The sequence below is a fragment of the Vibrio sp. 704 genome (assembly GCF_033339295.1).
This window is the reverse complement of sequence record NZ_JAWOUH010000027.1, coordinates 1-18,923: the sequence shown is the minus strand read 5'-3', so window position 1 is coordinate 18,923 and position 18,923 is coordinate 1. Positions and strand designations below refer to the sequence as shown.

At 41.6% G+C, this 18,923-nt stretch carries 19 protein-coding genes and 2 pseudogenes; 16 read left to right on the top strand and 5 right to left on the bottom strand.

Annotated features, from left to right (window positions below):
• Nucleotides 1-32: 32 nt before the first annotated feature.
• The 8 genes from R7R24_RS22415 to R7R24_RS22380 all read left to right on the top strand — a co-directional run bounded on the left by R7R24_RS22415 (nt 33) and on the right by R7R24_RS22380 (nt 7,024).
• The gene (locus R7R24_RS22415; RefSeq protein ID WP_069501034.1) at nt 33-620 is read left to right on the top strand and encodes a hypothetical protein; all 588 of its coding nucleotides are present in this window, start codon (nt 33-35) and stop codon (nt 618-620) included.
• Nucleotides 621-894: 274 nt separating this feature from the next.
• Nucleotides 895-1,149, top strand: coding sequence for a helix-turn-helix domain-containing protein (locus tag R7R24_RS22410; RefSeq protein WP_045545245.1), 255 nt, complete (start codon nt 895-897; stop codon nt 1,147-1,149).
• A 681-nt stretch (nt 1,150-1,830) separates the two neighbouring features.
• Complete coding sequence (locus tag R7R24_RS22405) at nt 1,831-2,229, top strand: hypothetical protein (protein WP_029851779.1); 399 nt, start codon at nt 1,831-1,833, stop codon at nt 2,227-2,229.
• Nucleotides 2,226-2,525: a YkgJ family cysteine cluster protein gene (locus tag R7R24_RS22400; RefSeq protein WP_029851778.1), complete on the top strand. Its 300-nt coding sequence runs from the start codon at nt 2,226-2,228 to the stop codon at nt 2,523-2,525. Before R7R24_RS22405 ends, R7R24_RS22400 begins: the two co-directional genes overlap by 4 nt.
• A complete protein-coding gene (locus R7R24_RS22395) occupies nt 2,512-3,324 on the top strand; it encodes a GTPase (protein WP_029851777.1) in 813 nt (270 codons plus the stop codon). Before R7R24_RS22400 ends, R7R24_RS22395 begins: the two co-directional genes overlap by 14 nt.
• A 34-nt stretch (nt 3,325-3,358) precedes the next feature.
• Nucleotides 3,359-3,778, top strand: coding sequence for a hypothetical protein (locus R7R24_RS22390; RefSeq protein ID WP_046028465.1), 420 nt, complete (start codon nt 3,359-3,361; stop codon nt 3,776-3,778).
• A 12-nt stretch (nt 3,779-3,790) separates the two neighbouring features.
• Entirely contained in the window at nt 3,791-5,482 is a 1,692-nt protein-coding gene (locus R7R24_RS22385) for a dynamin family protein (protein WP_069501032.1), read from the top strand.
• Between the two features lie 3 nt (nt 5,483-5,485).
• A complete protein-coding gene (locus R7R24_RS22380; RefSeq protein WP_046028461.1) occupies nt 5,486-7,024 on the top strand; it encodes a GTPase in 1,539 nt (512 codons plus the stop codon).
• A 73-nt stretch (nt 7,025-7,097) separates the two neighbouring features.
• On the opposite strand, the pseudogene R7R24_RS22375 reads toward R7R24_RS22380, so the two are convergent.
• The 5 genes and pseudogenes from R7R24_RS22375 to R7R24_RS22355 all read right to left on the bottom strand — a co-directional run.
• Nucleotides 7,098-7,565 (bottom strand): annotated as a pseudogene (locus R7R24_RS22375) (transposase zinc-binding domain-containing protein); the annotation flags it as partial.
• Nucleotides 7,562-8,448: pseudogene (locus R7R24_RS22370) on the bottom strand (tyrosine-type recombinase/integrase). The pseudogenes R7R24_RS22375 and R7R24_RS22370, both read right to left, overlap by 4 nt.
• A 190-nt stretch (nt 8,449-8,638) precedes the next feature.
• Nucleotides 8,639-9,412 carry a hypothetical protein gene (locus R7R24_RS22365; protein WP_046028459.1) on the bottom strand — a complete coding sequence of 258 codons (774 nt, stop codon included), beginning with the start codon at nt 9,410-9,412 and terminating at the stop codon, nt 8,639-8,641.
• A 14-nt stretch (nt 9,413-9,426) separates the two neighbouring features.
• Complete coding sequence (locus R7R24_RS22360) at nt 9,427-10,269, bottom strand: hypothetical protein (protein WP_069501030.1); 843 nt, start codon at nt 10,267-10,269, stop codon at nt 9,427-9,429.
• A gap of 135 nt (nt 10,270-10,404) precedes the next feature.
• Complete coding sequence (locus R7R24_RS22355; RefSeq protein WP_069501029.1) at nt 10,405-11,751, bottom strand: tyrosine-type recombinase/integrase; 1,347 nt, start codon at nt 11,749-11,751, stop codon at nt 10,405-10,407.
• A gap of 321 nt (nt 11,752-12,072) precedes the next feature.
• Here R7R24_RS22355 and R7R24_RS22350 point away from each other — a divergent pair, with 321 nt between their 5' ends.
• From R7R24_RS22350 to R7R24_RS22315, 8 genes are all read left to right on the top strand, one after another.
• Nucleotides 12,073-12,549 (top strand): DUF2059 domain-containing protein, encoded by a 477-nt coding sequence (locus tag R7R24_RS22350; RefSeq protein ID WP_054579701.1) that lies wholly within the window; start codon nt 12,073-12,075, stop codon nt 12,547-12,549.
• Nucleotides 12,550-12,672: 123 nt separating this feature from the next.
• Nucleotides 12,673-13,074 (top strand): HIT family protein, encoded by a 402-nt coding sequence (locus R7R24_RS22345; protein WP_054579702.1) that lies wholly within the window; start codon nt 12,673-12,675, stop codon nt 13,072-13,074.
• A 153-nt stretch (nt 13,075-13,227) separates the two neighbouring features.
• Complete coding sequence (locus tag R7R24_RS22340; protein ID WP_054579703.1) at nt 13,228-13,845, top strand: hypothetical protein; 618 nt, start codon at nt 13,228-13,230, stop codon at nt 13,843-13,845.
• Nucleotides 13,846-13,979: 134 nt separating this feature from the next.
• The gene (locus tag R7R24_RS22335; protein WP_054579704.1) at nt 13,980-14,456 is read left to right on the top strand and encodes a GNAT family N-acetyltransferase; all 477 of its coding nucleotides are present in this window, start codon (nt 13,980-13,982) and stop codon (nt 14,454-14,456) included.
• 195 nt (nt 14,457-14,651) lie between these two features.
• Nucleotides 14,652-15,203 carry a class IV adenylate cyclase gene (gene cyaB, locus R7R24_RS22330; RefSeq protein WP_054579705.1) on the top strand — a complete coding sequence of 184 codons (552 nt, stop codon included), beginning with the start codon at nt 14,652-14,654 and terminating at the stop codon, nt 15,201-15,203.
• 710 nt (nt 15,204-15,913) lie between these two features.
• A complete protein-coding gene (locus R7R24_RS22325) occupies nt 15,914-16,816 on the top strand; it encodes an Imm49 family immunity protein (RefSeq protein ID WP_081008310.1) in 903 nt (300 codons plus the stop codon).
• Nucleotides 16,817-16,959: 143 nt separating this feature from the next.
• Complete coding sequence (locus R7R24_RS22320) at nt 16,960-17,685, top strand: DUF4241 domain-containing protein (protein ID WP_054579706.1); 726 nt, start codon at nt 16,960-16,962, stop codon at nt 17,683-17,685.
• A gap of 156 nt (nt 17,686-17,841) precedes the next feature.
• Nucleotides 17,842-18,219, top strand: coding sequence for a DUF4440 domain-containing protein (locus tag R7R24_RS22315; protein ID WP_054579707.1), 378 nt, complete (start codon nt 17,842-17,844; stop codon nt 18,217-18,219).
• Nucleotides 18,220-18,923: the final 704 nt, after the last annotated feature.

Genomic DNA, 18,923 nt, shown 5'->3' with positions numbered 1-18,923 from the left:
TAAAAAACAATAATAAAAATAGGGATTAATATATGACTTATCGAATTACCAGCGAATTGACCATAAGTGGCGATTCAGAAAGGTGCAAAGCACTGTACCATAATATTGTTGACCACTTTGGTCAAATTGACTTCAACAACATTGTCCCGATGCCAGCGGCGATACAAAACGCCACGGATTACTTTATAAAAGAGCCGTGGATGATGCGTCATTGGGGGGCCTGCGGTGTATTTGAATGCGGTGTGCCTTATCGATGCTTTAATCCATGGAAAGATGATTTTCCTGCAGATATGGGGGACTATATTAATTTGCTTCGGTTTCAGGAAGCATGCGAAGAAGGGGCTCCGCATTTAGAACCAATCATATTCACCACACTAAATACGTATCCTAAGGAGATAGTTTTTGCTTTGTCAGACCAAAACCCGGGGTTAACGTTTGACGTTCGTTTTTATGACGAGCATTTCAGTTGTGCCTGTGGTCGGATGCGAATTTGCGATGGGAGAGTTATTCAGTCTAAGGTAGCGCCACACCATGAATTTATGACGAGAGAGCAGTGTCAGTTTTGGGAAAACTATGCGCATCAGTTAGCGGGATTATTGCCATTTGAAGCGACGTTTTAAGCCATCGGTACACTATGTGATGTTGTTTGGCAGAGGTTTGAGAGTAACAAGTGTATCGTATAGCGGGTTTTGGCAGCGCTGTCCACGCATCGACGAAAGAGTTTAAAAGCACAAATTGACAGCAAATCCAATGACGCTTTGGACCTAGGAATATTTGACGCATCTCAATTAATCTCTCCATCAAAACAAACGCTACTACAATTACCTCTAACCCCTATAGGGGATAAAGTGATAATATCCCCTATAGAGGATAACTTTTACATTGGAGGCAGATATGCTCATAACAAGTCCTATGCAACTGGGAATATACCTACGTGATGTACGCAGAACTCAAGGACGCAACCAGACTAAAGCCGGCGACATTGTTGGGTTAAAACAGACAACAGTATCAAAGCTTGAACGCGATCCGGCCTCTTCTAGCATCGAAAGTCTGATGCGCCTTCTGTCATCTCTCGACCTAGAGCTACATATTCAAGATAAAGCTGTAAGCCGACAAGAAGCAAAGCTTCGTGAGCCAGATGATTGGTAAAACGCTGTAAAACAAAGCCAGCTTTATAATTAGGTTGTTCTCTCACAATCATCATCGGGTTAGCAAATCGATGAATGTGCGACCAGCTTATTTTTCCCCATTCCGCACTGGCAACTAAGAAGAAATCCTTCTCAGTTGCTTCCCCCAGTCACCGCGACAAACTTCTGCCCCATTATCAGTTTCGACCAAGATTTCGCGTTCGCAGCTGGATTTGCCTAAAGAAAAATCATCTGATGAATGCTAGTCTTATGTGGCTTTGGTGAGAGTTTATGCGGTCATTGAGGAGGTAATTAGAGATAAACTGCACAAGTCATTTCGATTTGACTAAAGCATGTTACATAAAATCGTACTTCGCTAGAGTTAGAGTCTGTCGACTGATACGCCACACATTCAACCTTTAAAACTTTCCTAGTCATGCGTCTTTCATTTCCCACCTCGTAAGCTTATTAACTCATTACCTCTTACTGAATAATTATCAAATAGCCACGCCAGAAGAATACATCTAGTGCCATATTGGTCTGTTTTTATTCTGTGGTTCAGTGCGAAATGTGATGAATTTCAAGGATATGGAAAATTCAAATCTAATGCTAAAGTGTTAGGTTTAGCTATTGTGTCAGGTGTTGTATAACAATCGAATCCATATTAGAACAAGCAGTATTCGAAGCTATTAAAGGAACGATTATGTTTTTGAACCGTTTATCAATAGATGAAAAGGAAGCATTTCTTGCTCTTGCTCATCATGTTGCGCATTCTGACAATGACTTTTCAATGGAAGAAGAAGTCTTGATTGCAAAGTACTGCATGGAAATGCAAATGGACGATATTGAGTATGATGCAGTAAGGTTTGATCTAGCATCAGTGCTCAATACTTTTGAGTGTGATAGCCATCAGAAAATTGCGTTACTTGAGTTAATGGCGCTTATTTATGCGGATGGAGAAGTTGCCAAGCAAGAGCAGCAACTATTGAATGATATGATTACGCACTTTGGACTTAATCCAAACTTGGCGATTGTTTATCGTGAGTGGTCTAAGAATATCTTATCTCTATTCACCCAAGGTGAAGCATTGATCCACCTATGAGTTACCCGTGCACCCGTTGCGGCTTGTGTTGCCAACAAATTCAACATGTGCCTGAGTTGAAAATCTTTCACAACGGTGATGGTATTTGCTTGTACTTCAATGCTGATGTTGGCTGCACAATATATCAAGAGCGACCTTTAGTGTGCCGAATTGATGAAGGGTATCAGCAGCTTTTTGAAAACCAGTTTTCATTAACAGATTACTATCTTAAAAATGCTGAAGTTTGCAATTACATGCAATTGGAAGCCGAGCTTCCAAGTCATTACAGAGTTAAATTAAAAGATGGACAAACATAAACTATTGCAGTTTTTACCAACGGATGAGCAGAATGTAAACCGTTTGCTGTACTTGAAAAATAATGCGACTAAACCACGTATAGCAGTGTTTGGGAAATATAATCACGGTAAAAGTACATTATTAAATGCTATGGTAGGCGAAGCGATTTTCAAAGCAGCAGATAAACGCGAAACCATTGAGAACAAAGAGCTTGAACAAGATCATGTTATTTGGATTGACACCCCTGGGCTTGATGCCGATGTGCATAAACAAGATGACAAAGCTGCCATTAAAGGTGCGTTTGAAATGGCTGACTACTTGTTTTTAGTTCACCAAGCTCAAGCGGGTGAGCTAGATAAATATGAGATGCAAATTTTCCAACAATTAGCACGTCAGGACAAGAATTACAGTAAGAAGATGTTTTTAGTCTTAACGCAAATCGATCAAAAGTCTGCCGATGAAGTAGCTATTGTTGAGGAGAAAATTCGCCAACAATTACTAGGGAGTCTTGATTTACGTGATTTACAAATCATTTCTGTGTCAGCGCATCGTTATAACAGAGGTCTTCAAGAGGACAAAGCGGTTTTCTGCGAAAAGAGTGGTATCCATGCGCTCTTTGATCTGACTGCTACTTTAGTGTCTGAGATTGATGAATTACGCAAGAAAGAAATGAAACGCTTGAAGTCTAAACTATTGCTGGATTTTTCTGCGCAAAAAGAGGCATTGAATGCAGAGTTAAAAGGGCTACGCTCTCAGCAGAGCAGTGAACTTAGTATGTTAAAGCGTGACGTAAAACAATTATCAGCAGCCTTGGTTTAACCAAGAACAGTAATGTAAATAGTAGGAGTTAATTATGGCTATTCCTTGGTTAATTGGCGCTGCAGTGGTAGGTGTCGTTGGTGTTGTCGGTGCCGCATTATCTGATGATGATTCAAGTTCGAGTGCTAGCTCGGGATCACGAGAATTAGAGCGAGAGAGAGAAAGAGCAGAATCTGAACGAAAAGCAAAAATAGCACAAGCCGAACGAGAAGCAAAAGAGCGGAAAATTACAGAACAAAATCGAGCGCACGCCAATCGTTTTATTAATAAATATAGCTTGTCGATTTCAGCAGATTCATTAGTCGCGGCATCAAAAAATAGCAATCTTGAAGTTACGGCAATTCAAGCATTTCAAGAAAGCAAAAAATCGACTAAACAGGCACGACAAATCGAACAAATTAGTAAGCAGCTAGAAGAAATGAAGCAGCTTGAAAACGATTTAATCAATTTGTAAGAGAATGGAAAAATGACCAATAGCAACCCATTTCTTACTGCGTTAGAAAAATTTAAGTCAGACTTCAAATACATATCGGATAAAGAGCAGGATTTAGTTGCAATAAAATCCGCTTTGGTTGTAGAGCTTACCCAAGCAGCTCAGTTTAGTAGCAAGCGGATCAATGAGCAGCATCCATTGTTTAAATTGGCGACACAACTAAAGGCTTCCATCTATCAAGGGGTGCTAAGTTGGGATGCAAAATTAGAAGAGGCGTCACCAATGCGAGCGCTCAGCGAGCAGTTTGCTGATCGTGTTATTTTACTTGTATTTGGCAAAGTGAATGCAGGTAAAAGCTCGTTTTGTAATTACTTAACGAATCTATTTGCTCCTGAACAGATTAAGCGTTTTTGCTTTAAAGACGGCAAAGTTAAATATTTTGAGGGTGCGTTTGCCGAAGGTGTCACCGAGACTACCGCTCAGATCCAAGGTGTAGAGCTGGGCTCAAACTTGGTGCTATTAGATTCACCGGGGCTTCACTCGATAGTGGATGAAAACGGTGATCTCACTCGTCTCTATACCGACAGCGCAGACGCTATTTTATGGCTTACGCCATCAAGTTCTCCAGGGCAAGTACAAGAATTGCAAGATCTCAAGCTTGAGCTTGAAAAGAAAAAACCATTACAACCCGTCATCACGAAAAGTGACGTATTGGTAGAGGATTGGTGTGATGAGGCGCAAGACCTTATCCAAAAAGTGGAAAATAAATCAGCCCAAGTTCGCCAATTGCAGCAAGAAGATGTGCATAGCCGAGTCACGGCATTAGGCGGTGTTGATGATTTGAAAGAAGCGGTATCCGTATCGGTTCATGCGTACAAAACACTTACAGCGACCTCTGAGAACGCATTACAAGAGGCTGGCTTGCAAACGCTGTTTGAACGCCTGGTAGTAATAGTGAACGAAGCTAACCAATATAAGGTGGTTAAAGCTAAGCGCCAAATGATTAACTTCTTGGATGGTGAAGTACTGCATTCATTGAATGAAAATGTTTTACCGCAAGTGCGAGAGTTGCAGCAACTACTAACAAAAACAACGTATAACTTACGCCAAAAGCAAAATGTGATGTCGAGCCAGATTCTTGATAACGTACTGTGTGAAGTACCCTTAATCGTCGATAAGCACATGAACAACCGCGATAAAGAAGCGATAAGTCGTGAGCTAAACCAATTAATTGAAGAGCAAATCAGCAATACGTTGACGCAGGAGCTATCTGGCTACGTTAACAATATTCAGCGTGTTTCAGGCGACCTGTCGAGTGGCAGTTTAGGTGATTTTGATGATATCACTATTGACGTTAAACAGGTCACGGGTAGGCGAGCGTCGAGTATCGCTTCGAGTGCTGGTGGATTAGGCGGGGCAGCTGCTGGGTTTGCGGTGGGTGGACCTATTGGTGCTTTGATTGGTGGTGCGATTGGCTCTTTTGGCGGCAATAAACTCGGTGAACGAATCTTTGTCGAAATCTCCACTCACAAAGAAGCGGTTGGGGTCTCGCCAGATCAAGTCATCCTAACCACATCAGCAGCAGTACGTCAGCAATTGCCACAATTGGTAGAACACGTCTTTAGTGATGTGCAAACATCTTTCATGCCCTTACAGCAATACGCTGATTCCATAGTAATTGCGATTGAAAACTGTGCTTCAAAAACTCAAGCATTGAAGGTATAAATTATGAGAAATCCATTTATTGAAATTACTCAGAACCTTGATGAATCAAAGTGTTTAGTTGGCGCCTATCATCCGAATAATCAGATTGAACGTGTTTATGCCGAGTTAAAAGAAAAGCTAGATGATAACACTCTGCAAGTCATGCTTTATGGTGCGTATAACGCAGGCAAAAGTACATTGATCAATGCGCTTATTGGTCAAGAGAAAGCAACCGTAAATGACATTCCGACCACCGACACGGTTGATTACTATGATTGGAACGGGTATCGACTGTTAGATACTCCAGGAGTCAACGCTCCCATTGAGCATGAACAGACTACAATTGAGCAGATTAAACGTACTCAAGTGATGTTGTTTGTCATCCGAGAAGGGGACCAAGATTCAAAGGATCTTTATCATCGATTATTTGAAATGATTAAGCTGAATAAGAAAATTTTCATTGTACTTAACCATCAGCTTACGAACGATTCAGATAAAGCAACAGCTTATCAGAAGATCCTTCAGATTCTTTGTCATAAAGCTTCTGAATATGGCGTGAGTAATGAAAGCATTCAGCATATTAAAGTGTTACCAATGAATGCGAAAACGGCATTGACGGGACGTTTAAAAGATAATCACCCTCAGTTGCTTGAACGCTCTGGTTACAGTGAGTTCATTGAGGTGTTTAATGACTGGTTAAAATCAACAGACAACCAAGACAATCAACTGTCAGCAATTCAGAGTGCAGTTAATGAACTTTGGTACCAGCCAGCGGTAAACCAACTGTCCACGACAGACACCTCAGAACATAACGAGATATTGATGCGTTGCCGAGAAGATAAGCAAATGCTTGTAAGTCGCCAACGCTCGTTAGTAATAGAAGCAAGAAATATGATCAGTCATGAACTGATGTTGATGAAGTCTGATATCAGTGGCTGTATACAGAGTACACAAGATCAAGCGCAACTTGATAGCCAGTTGCAGCGTTTAATTGACCCAATTGGAGACAAGCTAGAAGCGTGGATCAACGATAGTTTGGGTGAAGTTAAGGGTCTACTAAACGTTGAGGTTTCTCACCGCTTACAACAAAGTTTGAGCTCAAATAATTCTGAGTATCTAGACAAGGTGGTTAAAGGGCTTGGAAATATGGGCTCCGCTGACAATATCAAGGGCTTACTACTTCAAGGTCGTAAGTTAAAGATCCCGGGTTTAAAAGGACGATGGGAGAAAACGTTGGGTAAATGGGCAGGAAAAGGTGCAATCGCTGTTCAGCTACTTACCGCGTTATGGGATGTGTATAGCGAAGGCAAGGCGCAAGATCAGCAAAACGCTCAAGAGCGTCAAGCGGCTGTTAGTTTATATCAGGCAGTTGATGAGATCTGTTCAGTGGTTAAACGTGAGTATGGCAATACTTCTGAGCGGGTGATTACCGAAATCCTCAATGCTCAGATTCGCGCACTTGATGATGAAATCGCAAAAATTACAGCAGAAGAAAATCAAACTCAGCAAGATTTGCAACAAGTGCTGGACTTTCAGAATAAACTCAACTCGATTGGTTATTAGGACGAAAGAAGAGGTATTCACTCAAAACATTACTCATAAGCTCACGAACACCGCCCATAGAGTTCTGCCGTACTAAGTGAGGATGTAGCTCTCGCTTTCGGCTGTGTGTATGAAGGACGATGGTAAATCCCAACTCACCTTGGTTTTGCCTGTGAGCAAAGTCTTTTAACGTAGATGAAGCCACACGGAACATGGCTTGATAAAGCGCTCGGGGAGCAGATCGAGCTAAGCTTCTCAGTTCATAAGGTAATGTGAAGGTTACCATGTAGTAATGAACTGGAAGCGGCTTACTTTTCTGTCTTTCAAGCCAGTCGGATGTTGTACGATGCTGACATTGAGGACTGTGACGATTTCCACACGAGAGAGTGAGACGGTCGTCATGGTGGCAGTGGGAGCAATACCACTGCGAAAGTCCTTGTTTCTCTGTTTTACACCGTAGCATGGCAGAGATGGATCGTTTGATATCGCTGTTAAAGTGATGCCCATAGTCTTGTTCAAGCTCGTGACGATGTTGGCGTAACAGGTCGATAAAAGTGCTCACACGGTCAACTTCCAGTCGAGATGCAGGCGGTCAGCCAGTTGATTGAGGGCTTGATTAGCATCATGTAACTTGAGTTGTGTGAGTTGAGTATAACGAGCCGTTGTATTTCAACTCGCATGACCGAGAAGTATTTGCAGTGAACGCAGGTCAAGCCCTTGCTCTAAGAGGTGGGTTGCAAAGCAATGTCGAAGTGAGTGAGGTGTAATTCGCTTATGAATACCACATCCTATACAACCTGTTTAAGCGCTTTTTGTGCTCCTTGATCATGAAAAGCGACATCGCAACACTTACCTTTGCTTAGGAATAACAGTTGGGGATGTCGGTGGGAACACCAGTATCGGCGTAAAGTATGAAGCGTTCTGTGAGGGAGTGGGACCAATCGATCTTTGCCGCCTTTTCCATAGCGAATATGGACTTGCATATTATGATTGTCGATATCAGCGATGTGAGATTGAGAGCCTCATTAATCCGAAGCCCCATCGTGTATAAAGTAAGAATAACACTCGGTAACGGGGTTCACGGGTGGTGTTAATAATCTGAGCGACTTGCTCAGGAGAAATGATATTCGGAAGACGTTTGACTTTCGGAGGCTTGAAATGCCGATCCATTCCCACTGTTTGTTGAGCGTATGTTTGTATAAGAATTGAAGCCCACAGCGGTCAAGTTTAATCGTGCTCCAGGAGACCTGCCCAATCAGTTGACTGAAATATCGTTGCAGGCCTTCAATGGTCAGGGTATCAGGATACCGATCAAAGTTCTCGGTGATACGTCGCACAGCCAGAGAGTATGCAGAGATGGTTTTTGCTCGCTTACCTTGAAGCTTGAGTTGGGTAAGGTGTTGTTGATATAAGGCGTCAAAGCGCTCCTTTTCAGACGGGGTCATAGTGTTTTCTCTCCAGTAACACACCACCGACATGATGGTGTTACTAAAGAGTATGATTGTTGGTGCTTATTCATTTCTGCCGCGGGGCGGCTTCGTTCAACTCACAAATGTCCAAAAGAGAGTAAAACAGCTTTCTTAAAAGAAAGCTGTATCTCTAGTTCTAATGCCATGTTTGAGATGTTCAAGGTGTCTAAGTTGGTATTCTGGTGTTACGCGTGTTTCTCTCAATCAAGGTTTTAAAATCAAGAATCTTCTTCTGATTTCTGAGCTTAGTCATGGCTTGAGCGTCATCCACGACACAAATCCCTGCTGCCGTGTTTTGACAAAATTTCGAAGCGAGGCAACGTACCTCTATGACGGCAGCTTTATCTCGGCGATGCGCTTGTAAAGTCAGGAGCGATTTCGGTTCGTCATACTCAATGAATTCGTAATCTCTGAACAGTAAAGCAAAACTCACCGCTGCTGCTTCGGCGTCTGTAGCGGGAACAGTGGCATAATGGCTTCGGGTGATAGGAACGGAGTGAATTGAGTAATCATCATTGAGTAATACCGATAAGTTTGGATGCATGTCAGCAATATGGCCTTGAATGTAGTCTCTGCGTATATCTTGATAAAATTTCTGGTATTGGAAGTACGAGAGCGTAATGCCGTGGCTAATATCCCAATTGTTATCTCGTAGTAAATCACTAAAACAATAATCATCAATCTTCAACAGTTGCTTGAAGTTGTCAAAACCACCCAACACACGTTTAATTTGCCTTGGACTCACTCCACGATCGAGCAGGTCAGTTTCATTGAGATATGGTTCAGTGCGTAATATCGTGGTGACTAGTTCAATGAGACCGATGTCTACCGCACTGATACCTTGCATCAGAAGCGGCGCAAAGTAGTCTGAATGGGAGTAAGCTAGGCCTTCATCGAGTGCAGAAATGACGCTGAGGCGTATAGGGTTAGTCATCATCATGGTTAAACTCCTAATTAAGAGAAAAGGGGACGTGTCAGTCTTGGGGTAGTGCAATAGCCTCGATAGGTCAGCCAGCGAAAGTAAAAGTGTACTGCATCAATACGCTGTTTTTGCTCTTTGTGGCATACGTTAGATTGGCGGAGTGACTCACGATATTGACGAATGTCTTGTGTCTGTATGTATAATCTTTCATTGCTGCTGGAGTGGTTGTCGTCAACGAAGCGTAAAAAATGATGAAGGTAGTCTGCAATCTGATTGAGTCTGAATTGAGACATTCCTGAATGCTCACGCTCTGCCATCAATTCACTTAACCAGTTGAAGTATGGAAAACGAAGTTCCTCTTCTGAATAGCTCAAGTCTAGAGGGGGCAAGGTTGGGAAGTCGCCTTTTGTCGGTTTGTGTTTGTAAGCACGAACCACAGGAAAATGCTTAGCCACTAAGTGTATTTGCACTAATAATTGCTGACTCAATGACAGAGAGTCGGGAAGGGCATGGGGGTTGTTTTGGAAAAAGAACTTAGCTTGTAAGCGCACTGCTTTCGCTCTGCTTATTGCATGTTTCGGTTCGTCTGTTTTCAGTGCTACAAAATAGTGGGGCTTAATATGGCCTGATATTTTTAATGAAATCGGCGGTGTGATTTTGACTTGATAAATGCCATGCTGATTGGTGGAAATATGATGGGCGCGAAGCTGACGGTGTTGTTTTACTCCGATGTTTCCGTTTTGACGGGGCAGGGCAAGGCGTCCTTTTCGACGTAAGCGGCGCAGTGCTTGCATTTCACTAAAGCGAGGATGTTCGCTGATGGGTTTTACCTCAAATTGGCTTAAGTGAGTTTGATGTAAGTTCGAATTTGGCATAGGCGTGATTCCTTCTTGGCTGAATTTAGGATGCAGAAAGCTGCACCCTAAACTGGTTGAGGGTGTCATAAGTGACGGTGAGTTAAGTGGTGTCAAGCCATTCAGGCTCAGTGGTAATGCATACTGAAGCGCTGGTTATGCGCTCTGTTTATTCTCCGCTTGATATTGTCCTGCAATCGAATAGTAGTTGCCTGTCGATTCCACAATATAATCGCTCCAGAATTGAAGAATTTCGTATCGTTCATCGAGATACAACGCACTGTTGTATGAAGCTCGAGTGGTGTTCTTATCTAAATGAGCAAGACACATTTCAATTGCATCTTCACGGAACTGTTTGTGTTCATTGAGATACGTGCTAGCAATGCCCCTAAACCCATGACTGACGAGCCTTCCTTTTAAACTAGTGAGGTTGAGTGATGAATTCACGGCGTAAGGACTTATGTGCGGGAATTTGGTATTCGGCTTGTCAGATGGAAATACGTGGACGTGCTCTCCTGATATTGGTCGAATGAACTCTAATATCCCTAACGTGTAGTCATTCAGCGGCACCAAATGCTCACGTTTGCTTTTAGTGTAGAAAGCTGGGATTGTCCAAAGTTTATTCTTAATGTTGATATCACACCAGCGCATGGCAGCGAGTTCATCTGCGCGAGTCATCGTGTGCATTTGCATTTCGAACGCGCAACGGGTGACGGGTTTCATTTGGTTGTTTGACATGATAGCCATCACTTCACCAAGTTCGTTTGGCGGTACTTTGAGCATGTGAGTGACTTTCGATTTGGCAAAGTTGTCTTTAATATAGGCTAAGCAATTAGATTTAATGATGTTTGAGTTTACCGCGAATTTCATCACTTGATTGGCAATGCAGCATGCACGCTTAACATTTTCTAATTGTCCTTTAGCTTGCATAGGTTCGATGACCGAAATGACTCCAGCGGCGGTGATATAGGCCATAGGGAGGTTGCCTAGTTTAGGATATAGGTTACGTTTTAAGAAAAGACGCTTGCGATGTGACGAGCGTACTTTGTTGGTGATGCGGTCGATTTCATCTTGCCCGAATACCGTGCCGTTAATTCTAGCTCTCTCACGTTCTTCGACAATCAGCTTTTCTCGGTTAGTTGTCTCTTGAATTTCTTCTTTCAGAAGCATCTTTTCTGCGACCGCTTTAAAGGTCTGTTGGCTTTCAACCAAATGGTCTAACTTCTGCTTTTCACGAAACAGTTTTGGGTCAATACCGTTCGTCATTTGCTTACGAAGCTCTTTAGCGACCTTGCGTACTTCGTCCAGCGTCATATTAGGGTATGAGCCAAGCCCCATTTTTTTACGCTTTTTAGTGCTAAAGTCTGTGTAGATAAATAACCAGTTCTTAGAGCCGTTTTTACGTATTCTTAGGTAGAGGTTTCCACCATCTGATAGTGAATATTCTTTGTCACTTTTCGCTGCATTCTTGATTTGTGTATTTGTTAATTTATTGATAGCCATGCTGCTACCCTCCTGTTTATCTATTTGTTCCCCTTCAAATTATCAATCGATTTTGGGGTACGCAAGGGGGTGCTAGAGCTGTGAGATGTAGTGAGAAAAGGTGACTGTGAAAGAGTGTTATGTTATTTTAAATCAAACGGTTAGGTTGTTTTTTGAGAAGTGGTGAGTCATGGTGATTAGTGTCTGGGAACTCTTAAGAGTGATTCCCAACGCTTGGCATTTTCAATTTAAGGTTGGGTTTTGTGTTTACCGTGCAATGGTTTAGGTTTGGTGGTAGCGTTGCTCACACCTTAATGCGGCGTTAAGTGTAATGAGGGAGTTATGAAAAAAATCTTATTTCTATTATTGGTAATTTCAACATCTGTATTTGCGGAATCAAGCCCAAAAGAGCTGTCGTTGAGGCTGTACGATTTGATGGAAGTCGATGCATCGGTGAAGCAGATGTCTGATTCAATGCGAAATATGCTAGAGAAGCAGGTCGAAGCTAACAAGAACATCCCTGATAGCAAAAAAGATGATGCTCAAATAATATTTAATGACATCATTAACCTTCAAATGAGCATTTATTCTGACCCAAAAATTAAAGATCATATTGCTAGCGCTTATCAAGAAATGTATTCAGATGAAGAGCTAAAAGGGTTAGTAGAATTTTTTGAATCACCTGCTGGGCAAGCTTTTGCGACCAAAGGAAGCCAGATATCACATCATTTGCAAAGCTTTATTCTTTCTAAGTTACAAGAAATTCAGCCTAGCTTGAAAGCTAAGGAGCAAGAACTACATAAGTTACTTGCGGAGTGAAAATTACACTTAACAAAGCATTTAAGAGTGATTCGCAACGCTTGGCGGTTTCGCTTCGCTCAAGTATAGCCAAGCGTCGCTCACAACTTAATGCGGCGTTAGCATACTTTGATAGGAGTTCAGATGGCTACGATAGTCGAACAAATTGGTAATCGTGAAATTGACTCGGTCATCGTGTACGAATCTGACCAAGTTATAGCTTTTGCAGATCATGATCCAATCAACTTTGGGCATATTTTAATTTGTCCTAAGACTCAATACCGTACATTCATTGACCTGCCTGAGTCTGTGTTTTTTGAGATCACCGACGTTGCAAGAGATTTATATAAACGTATAGAAGCTAAGTTCAATCCCGATGGTATCGGCTTTATGCAAAACAATGGAGAGGCACCTTATTTCAACGAACTCGATCACTACCATTTGCATATTTTCCCTAGGTTTCATGGAGACCAGTACGGTTGGGTTAGTAGTGAACTTGGAATTCAAACTATGGATAAAATAAGAGAATCACTTAAAGGTCTATGAGCATTGAAAAAGTATGCTAACAAATTGTTCAAGAGTGATTCGGCACGCGTGGCATTTTTACTATGCGTTGGTTTTGGTGGTTAAGGTGTTATGCGGAAGCATCGGTATTGCGTGCCTCACACCTTAATTGGGCGTTATACCTTCGGAGGAATTGTGACAGAGTCAGAAAGCCAATTTGAAGCAACACTCTATTCTAAGAATATTAAGTTTCGAAAAATCCCTGAGTCTGAAGGGAAAACACCTGATTATGAAGTTTATCTTGGTAATCACCTAAGCTATTGGGAGATTAAAGAACTCACTGAAAACCCATCTGAAAAACAAGTATTACGTGACATTGAAGATGAATGTTTGGGCATATATCAAGTGAACTCCGATCGTGTTGTAAACAGTATTAAAGATGCGGCTAAACAGCTAAAAAACTACGGAGAATCAAAAGCTAGTAGGGTCATTGTTTTATGTGATTGCCGAGACTTCGCAACAATGGATTTCTTATTCATTCCGAGTATCCAGAAAGCGATGTTAGGTAAAGCTGAATATTATGCTCATCGAGATGGATCGTTCGAAGAAATAAAAAGGCATCCAGGTTTGCTGACAAATAGAATGAAGTACATCAGTGCGATAGCTGTACTTTCAGTGAAAACGGGTAAAATTCTATTTCTTCATAACCCAAACGCTACCGTTTCATTGTTCGAAACTGACCTAATAAAACATTTTGATAATCATCAAGTTTTTGAAAAAACCGGTGGGACTAATACTTGGCAACAGGTATAACAAAGCGTTTAAGAGCGACTCACAACGCGTGGCACTTTTGATTTGCGTTGGGTTGAGTGATTACGGTGCTTTGCAGAGGGTTATGTATTGCGTTGTTCGCACCTTAACGCGGCGTTATACGATTAAGGAGTAAAATGAAGCCTGATTTACACGGAAGTAGGGTTGTATTGAGGTCAATTCAAATGGAAGATTCTGATGACTTGTTTGAAATTTATGGTGATGTTCAAACAATGGAATTTGCCTCAGATCCGGTTTTTCCATCGAAAGATTTGATATTTCAGATGCTAGAAAGCGTCGTCCAATTAGAAAAGTCGGGTGAATCGCTGGAATGGGCAGTTTTAGAGCAATCGACCAACAAAGTTATTGGAACTTGCGGTTTACATAGTTTTAGTGATTGTGGTCGTTCATGTGAGGTTGGATGCTTACTTAATTCAGCATATTGGCGACAAGGCTATATGTTGGAAGCTCTCAGTTTATTATTTTCTCACGCAAAATCTGTGGGCATTGAAAAATTGTATGCAGACATTGATGAAGGTAACTTTCGGTCTAAAGCTCTGTTTGAAAAATTAGGTTTCAAAGCCCAAAAAGGTCTGTTTCAGCGCTCGTTGTGAGAAATCGTATAACAAATTGTTCAAGAGTGATTCGGCACGCGTGGCATTTTTACTATGCGTTGGTTTTAGTGATTAAGGTGGCATGCGGAAGCATCGCTATTGCGTTGCTCACACCTTAACAGGGCGTTATGCGTACGATCATGATTAGCTACTCACTCTTATGGTAAAATTCGCATTTTGTTATAGGATCCCAAGATGAGCGATGAGCATTTTCAGGGTAAATATGAGGTAGAGCTAAAGTACCGCCTTGAGTCGAAGACTAATTTCATGAATGTTTTGAAAAATATACCCCATGAAATAATGGTTGAGGACAATCTAGAATCCGATTGTTATTTTGATACTCCTGATAAATCATTGTATCAGCAGAATAAGAGTGTCTGTATTCGTACTATGAAGCCTTCGGGTATTAAGCTTTGGATTGTAAAAGGCCCTGAGGCAGACCGATGTGAAGCGACTAATATCACTGATGCAGAAAATGCTAAAAGTATGCTTGAAACTATGGGGTACGAAATTACGTTAAAGGCTACCAAAACTCGAAGTATCTATTTCGTTGGCAAGTTTCATATCACGGTTGACTCATTAGATGGAATTGGCGACTTTGCTGAGTTCGCTATCATGACAGACGATGAATCAATGCTAATTGCTTATAGGTCGGAACTTGAAGCCCTAGCCAGCAAGTTTGGGTTGACAGGTTCAGCATTGCAGAATAAATCCTATAAACAGATGTTCGCGGAAAAGTACGCATAACAAAGCATTTAAGAGTGATTCGCAACGCTTGGCATTTTCAGTCCAGGTTGGGTTTTGTGTTTACGGTGGTATGGTTAAGGTTTGGTTTTAGCGTTGCTCACACCTTAATGCGGCGTTAGTACGGGTTTGACATCAAAGATCATAAGTTTTGGTGCTTATCTGTTTTGGCGCTCGTCTTTACACCTTTCAGTTTGTACCTTTCACGTTCTTTCCGGTGGCACTATATGCGGAGTGTTCGCTTTGATTTCACCGTTTACGGCTTCTAACTCTTAGCCTATTTCTTTGGCGCTTTTTCATTTTCGTGGTGTTTTTTGAGAGAGCCTTGATTACTTTTGGTGTGGCTGTTGAGTGACGAGGATAGAATCCTTTTTTAATTTAAAGCCAGTGAAAGTAGGGCAGTTCAGTGCGTTTTTCTTCTAGCCAGCTTTCGTCTTTCAATCGGGGTAAAGTTTTGTAGCTGCCCGTCTCACTTCAGTGTTCAAAGCCTTTCATATCATGCTACTTTTCAATATCTTGGAGCGCATAAATAGAAGTAGCGCATGTACTAACAAATTGCTTAAGAGTGATTCGTAACGCGTGGCATTTTTACTTTGCGGTGGCTTATGTGTTTAAGGCGCCGTGCGGTAGCTTTTGTATTGCGTTACTCACACCTTAGCAAGGCGTTAACTAACTCCTTCGATCCAGTTAATAAATTAAAGAGAAATGTTTATATGACATCAAAAGAACACTTTAAACCAATACCATGTCATGCAGACTACCTAAAGAGACTTTCTAACCCATATGGGATGAAATGTAATCGACTGCTTGATGACTTTGATTTTTACTATAAAAGTGGCAAAGTCGATTTATATGATGTGAGCCTTGCAGGTCTTTCTCTAACAAGTTGTCTATACCATAAGGTTGGTGACATAGAATCCAGTCTTAGAGCGATGGATATGCATCAGTACTTTGATATTAAATTAGTACAGTCACAGCTATTCAGTGATGAAGAGACGATTTCTGTGGTACTCCCTAAAGCAGAGGTGACTTTAGGAGCGAAGACAGTTCAACACATCGCCATCAGTGGGGCACATCTGATAGATTCAGCTTGGCTATCTTTATTCTGTGAGCAAGTGAGCGATATAGAATACCTTGCCAACTCAGCCGATCACCCAAGCACTGAGTGGTCTAATGTTCGGTCTCATACCTTCTTTGAACTCCAGATGGCCATGCTTGGAATAAAATCTGGCGACGTTAAGTCGTTAATTCAGAAGTTTATTGATGTAAGTACTCCTGAGTATCTTGAGGGTTTAGCCTTTGAACACGCAAACCTTATCAATTTACCAACGATTAATGTGATGATAAAAGTCCTAAATAAATCAGGTTGTGGTGAAGCGGAATATCAAGAAGTAATGTATGAAGCGGTCAAAGGGCACCACAAGTATTGGAGTCAAAAAAAATTAAAGGAAGAGTTAACTGGCTATTTTTCTGTGCCTTTATTGGCACTTGCAAAGCTTGCTTACCAGAAATACGGGTTTTGCTTGGGGTTTGAAACGGATTATGTTCCAGAAGCCTTCTATACCCGTAATATGCCCGAGCCGAGCTATAGCTTTTTAGATATTTACAAATCGTAGTTAGTTAACAAACTGTTTAAGAGTGATTCGCAACGCGTGGCATTTTTACAATGCGTTGCGTTTAGTGTTTAAGGTGGTATGCGGGAGCCTCGGCATTGCGTTGCTCACACCTTAACAGGGCGTTAGGTAATACAAGGAAAATTATGAGTTATCCAAATGGGGCTGAATGGTCTGCATTAAAATCAATAGTGATTTCCAATCAGGGTGATCAAATTGAGTTAAGTACTATCTCGTGTGGAAAGTTGAACCTCCCTTCAGGGAAGCTTGTCACGTGTGACCCTTTCGCTGGTATGACTAAATCTGGAAACTCCTTTGTTCAAGTTCCGCCTGGAGAGTATGAAGTTATAGTCACATTGGCTGATGTTAGTTCTAATCTCGATGGGACGCATATAAGAGAGGCGTATGCTAGCTTAATTATAGATAAGACGAAAATAGAGAGTTCTCGGAAATTTTTAGAACCAACAAAGAATGGCGAACCAACTAATCAGATTTTACAAGCTGGTGAGTTTTGGGGGTATGGTGTTGATGCAGGTACAGCTTGTTTTGCTGATGCAGATGCAATCGAAGCAACAATGCCCGAGGAAGGTAGTTGGTATGAAGGACTTTTTGACAATGGTAGAGATGACTGCTGGTTCAATCAAATGGACAGCAAAACACTAATACGTAAGGGGCTTGCAAACATACAGCTGCCTAATAGTGATAAGAACCTTATTCTTTTCCATTCAGGGTGGGGAGATGGTTTCTATCCGGTAATTGGTGGCTACGACTCGAATAATAATTTAGTCGCAGTTCATACAGATTTCTTTGTTGTCGACATATCTGAAAATGAAGTTGAATCAGCGTCCAAACCTTGGTGGAGATTTTGGTAAAAGTATTACCTAACAAAGCGTTTAAGAGGGACTTGGCACGCGTGGCATTTTTAATTTGCGTTGGGTTTAGTGGTTAAGGTGTTATGCGGTCACTTTTGTATTGCGTGCCTCACACCTTAACAAGGCGTTATATGCCTTTGAAGTTTTGGAGACCAAATGGATATTCTCATTGAGCAAGAGATCGAGTTACATCAGTATGAAATACGTCAAAGTAAAACGGATATTGAGCGCCTAATCCATCCTAGTTTTGTGGAAGTCGGTAAATCAGGTACGAGTTATGATTTCGACTCAATCATAGAAATGATGGAAGGTGAGGAACCTTCAAGCACTCGCATACATCCACAGAGGTATGAATGTATTCAGCTAGAACCTTCCGTTCAACTTCTGAGGTACGAGTCAGCTCTGGTAAGTGAATTTGGCGAAGTTAGTGATTTTGCTAAACGTTGTTCAATTTGGGTATTTACCGGTACTTGCTGGCAACTCAAGTATCACCAAGGCACACCGTGTTCGCCATTCGAGCTAGAACATAATTGAAGCTTGAGAAAACAGGCATATAACAAAGCGTTCAAGAGGGATTCTCAACGCTTGGCATTTTTAGTTTGAATCGGTTTAAGTGATTACGGCACAATGGTTTAGGTTAGGTGGTTGGCGTTGTTCACCCCTTAACGCGGCGTTAGTTGCCAACGAGGCAAAGCGTACTTAAAGCAGAATGTTTAGGGCTAATGTCCGTGTGTTTTCGGCTCGGTTTCGTATTTCAAATTTTAGCTTTAGGAGTTTGTGAGAATCGAGCTTCGGTTGTTTTTTCGGTTTGGGCTTATTGTTTCAGAACCCGATTTATTCGCTGAAAGTTTGCTCGGCTACACTGTCTTTTCAAAAGGTTTTCTTGGTGTTGTCAGTTCGCTTTTCTACGGCGTTGTATGTTCCAAGTGGTTTCAGCAACAAGCGCTTTGAAACTGCACCTGATTTAAGTTTTTCAAAACACGTAAACCTCGTGTTGGCAAAGCGGCAATTAACTTCAAATCAAAGCGTTAGGCTTGCCAACTAACAAAGCATTCAAGAGGGATTCACAACGCTCGGCAGTTTTGGTTTGAATTGGCTTTAGTGTTTACGGCACAATGGTTTAGTTTGGGTGGAATGCGTTGTTCACCCCTTAATGCGGCGTTATGCTCTAGGAGGGAATTTTGCTCAATTTACTGAAGAAAGTGGTGCTAATCAATCTTGTTGCAGCATTGATTGTT

Coding starts and splice junctions, on each gene's coding strand:
- R7R24_RS22415 (WP_069501034.1), top strand. CDS start 33: ATGACTTATCGAATTACCAGCGAATTGACCATAAGTGGCGATTCAGAA.
- R7R24_RS22410 (WP_045545245.1), top strand. CDS start 895: ATGCTCATAACAAGTCCTATGCAACTGGGAATATACCTACGTGATGTA.
- R7R24_RS22405 (WP_029851779.1), top strand. CDS start 1,831: ATGTTTTTGAACCGTTTATCAATAGATGAAAAGGAAGCATTTCTTGCT.
- R7R24_RS22400 (WP_029851778.1), top strand. CDS start 2,226: ATGAGTTACCCGTGCACCCGTTGCGGCTTGTGTTGCCAACAAATTCAA.
- R7R24_RS22395 (WP_029851777.1), top strand. CDS start 2,512: ATGGACAAACATAAACTATTGCAGTTTTTACCAACGGATGAGCAGAAT.
- R7R24_RS22390 (WP_046028465.1), top strand. CDS start 3,359: ATGGCTATTCCTTGGTTAATTGGCGCTGCAGTGGTAGGTGTCGTTGGT.
- R7R24_RS22385 (WP_069501032.1), top strand. CDS start 3,791: ATGACCAATAGCAACCCATTTCTTACTGCGTTAGAAAAATTTAAGTCA.
- R7R24_RS22380 (WP_046028461.1), top strand. CDS start 5,486: ATGAGAAATCCATTTATTGAAATTACTCAGAACCTTGATGAATCAAAG.
- R7R24_RS22365 (WP_046028459.1), bottom strand. CDS start 9,412: ATGATGATGACTAACCCTATACGCCTCAGCGTCATTTCTGCACTCGAT.
- R7R24_RS22360 (WP_069501030.1), bottom strand. CDS start 10,269: ATGCCAAATTCGAACTTACATCAAACTCACTTAAGCCAATTTGAGGTA.
- R7R24_RS22355 (WP_069501029.1), bottom strand. CDS start 11,751: ATGGCTATCAATAAATTAACAAATACACAAATCAAGAATGCAGCGAAA.
- R7R24_RS22350 (WP_054579701.1), top strand. CDS start 12,073: ATGAAAAAAATCTTATTTCTATTATTGGTAATTTCAACATCTGTATTT.
- R7R24_RS22345 (WP_054579702.1), top strand. CDS start 12,673: ATGGCTACGATAGTCGAACAAATTGGTAATCGTGAAATTGACTCGGTC.
- R7R24_RS22335 (WP_054579704.1), top strand. CDS start 13,980: ATGAAGCCTGATTTACACGGAAGTAGGGTTGTATTGAGGTCAATTCAA.
- cyaB (WP_054579705.1), top strand. CDS start 14,652: ATGAGCGATGAGCATTTTCAGGGTAAATATGAGGTAGAGCTAAAGTAC.
- R7R24_RS22325 (WP_081008310.1), top strand. CDS start 15,914: ATGACATCAAAAGAACACTTTAAACCAATACCATGTCATGCAGACTAC.
- R7R24_RS22320 (WP_054579706.1), top strand. CDS start 16,960: ATGAGTTATCCAAATGGGGCTGAATGGTCTGCATTAAAATCAATAGTG.
- R7R24_RS22315 (WP_054579707.1), top strand. CDS start 17,842: ATGGATATTCTCATTGAGCAAGAGATCGAGTTACATCAGTATGAAATA.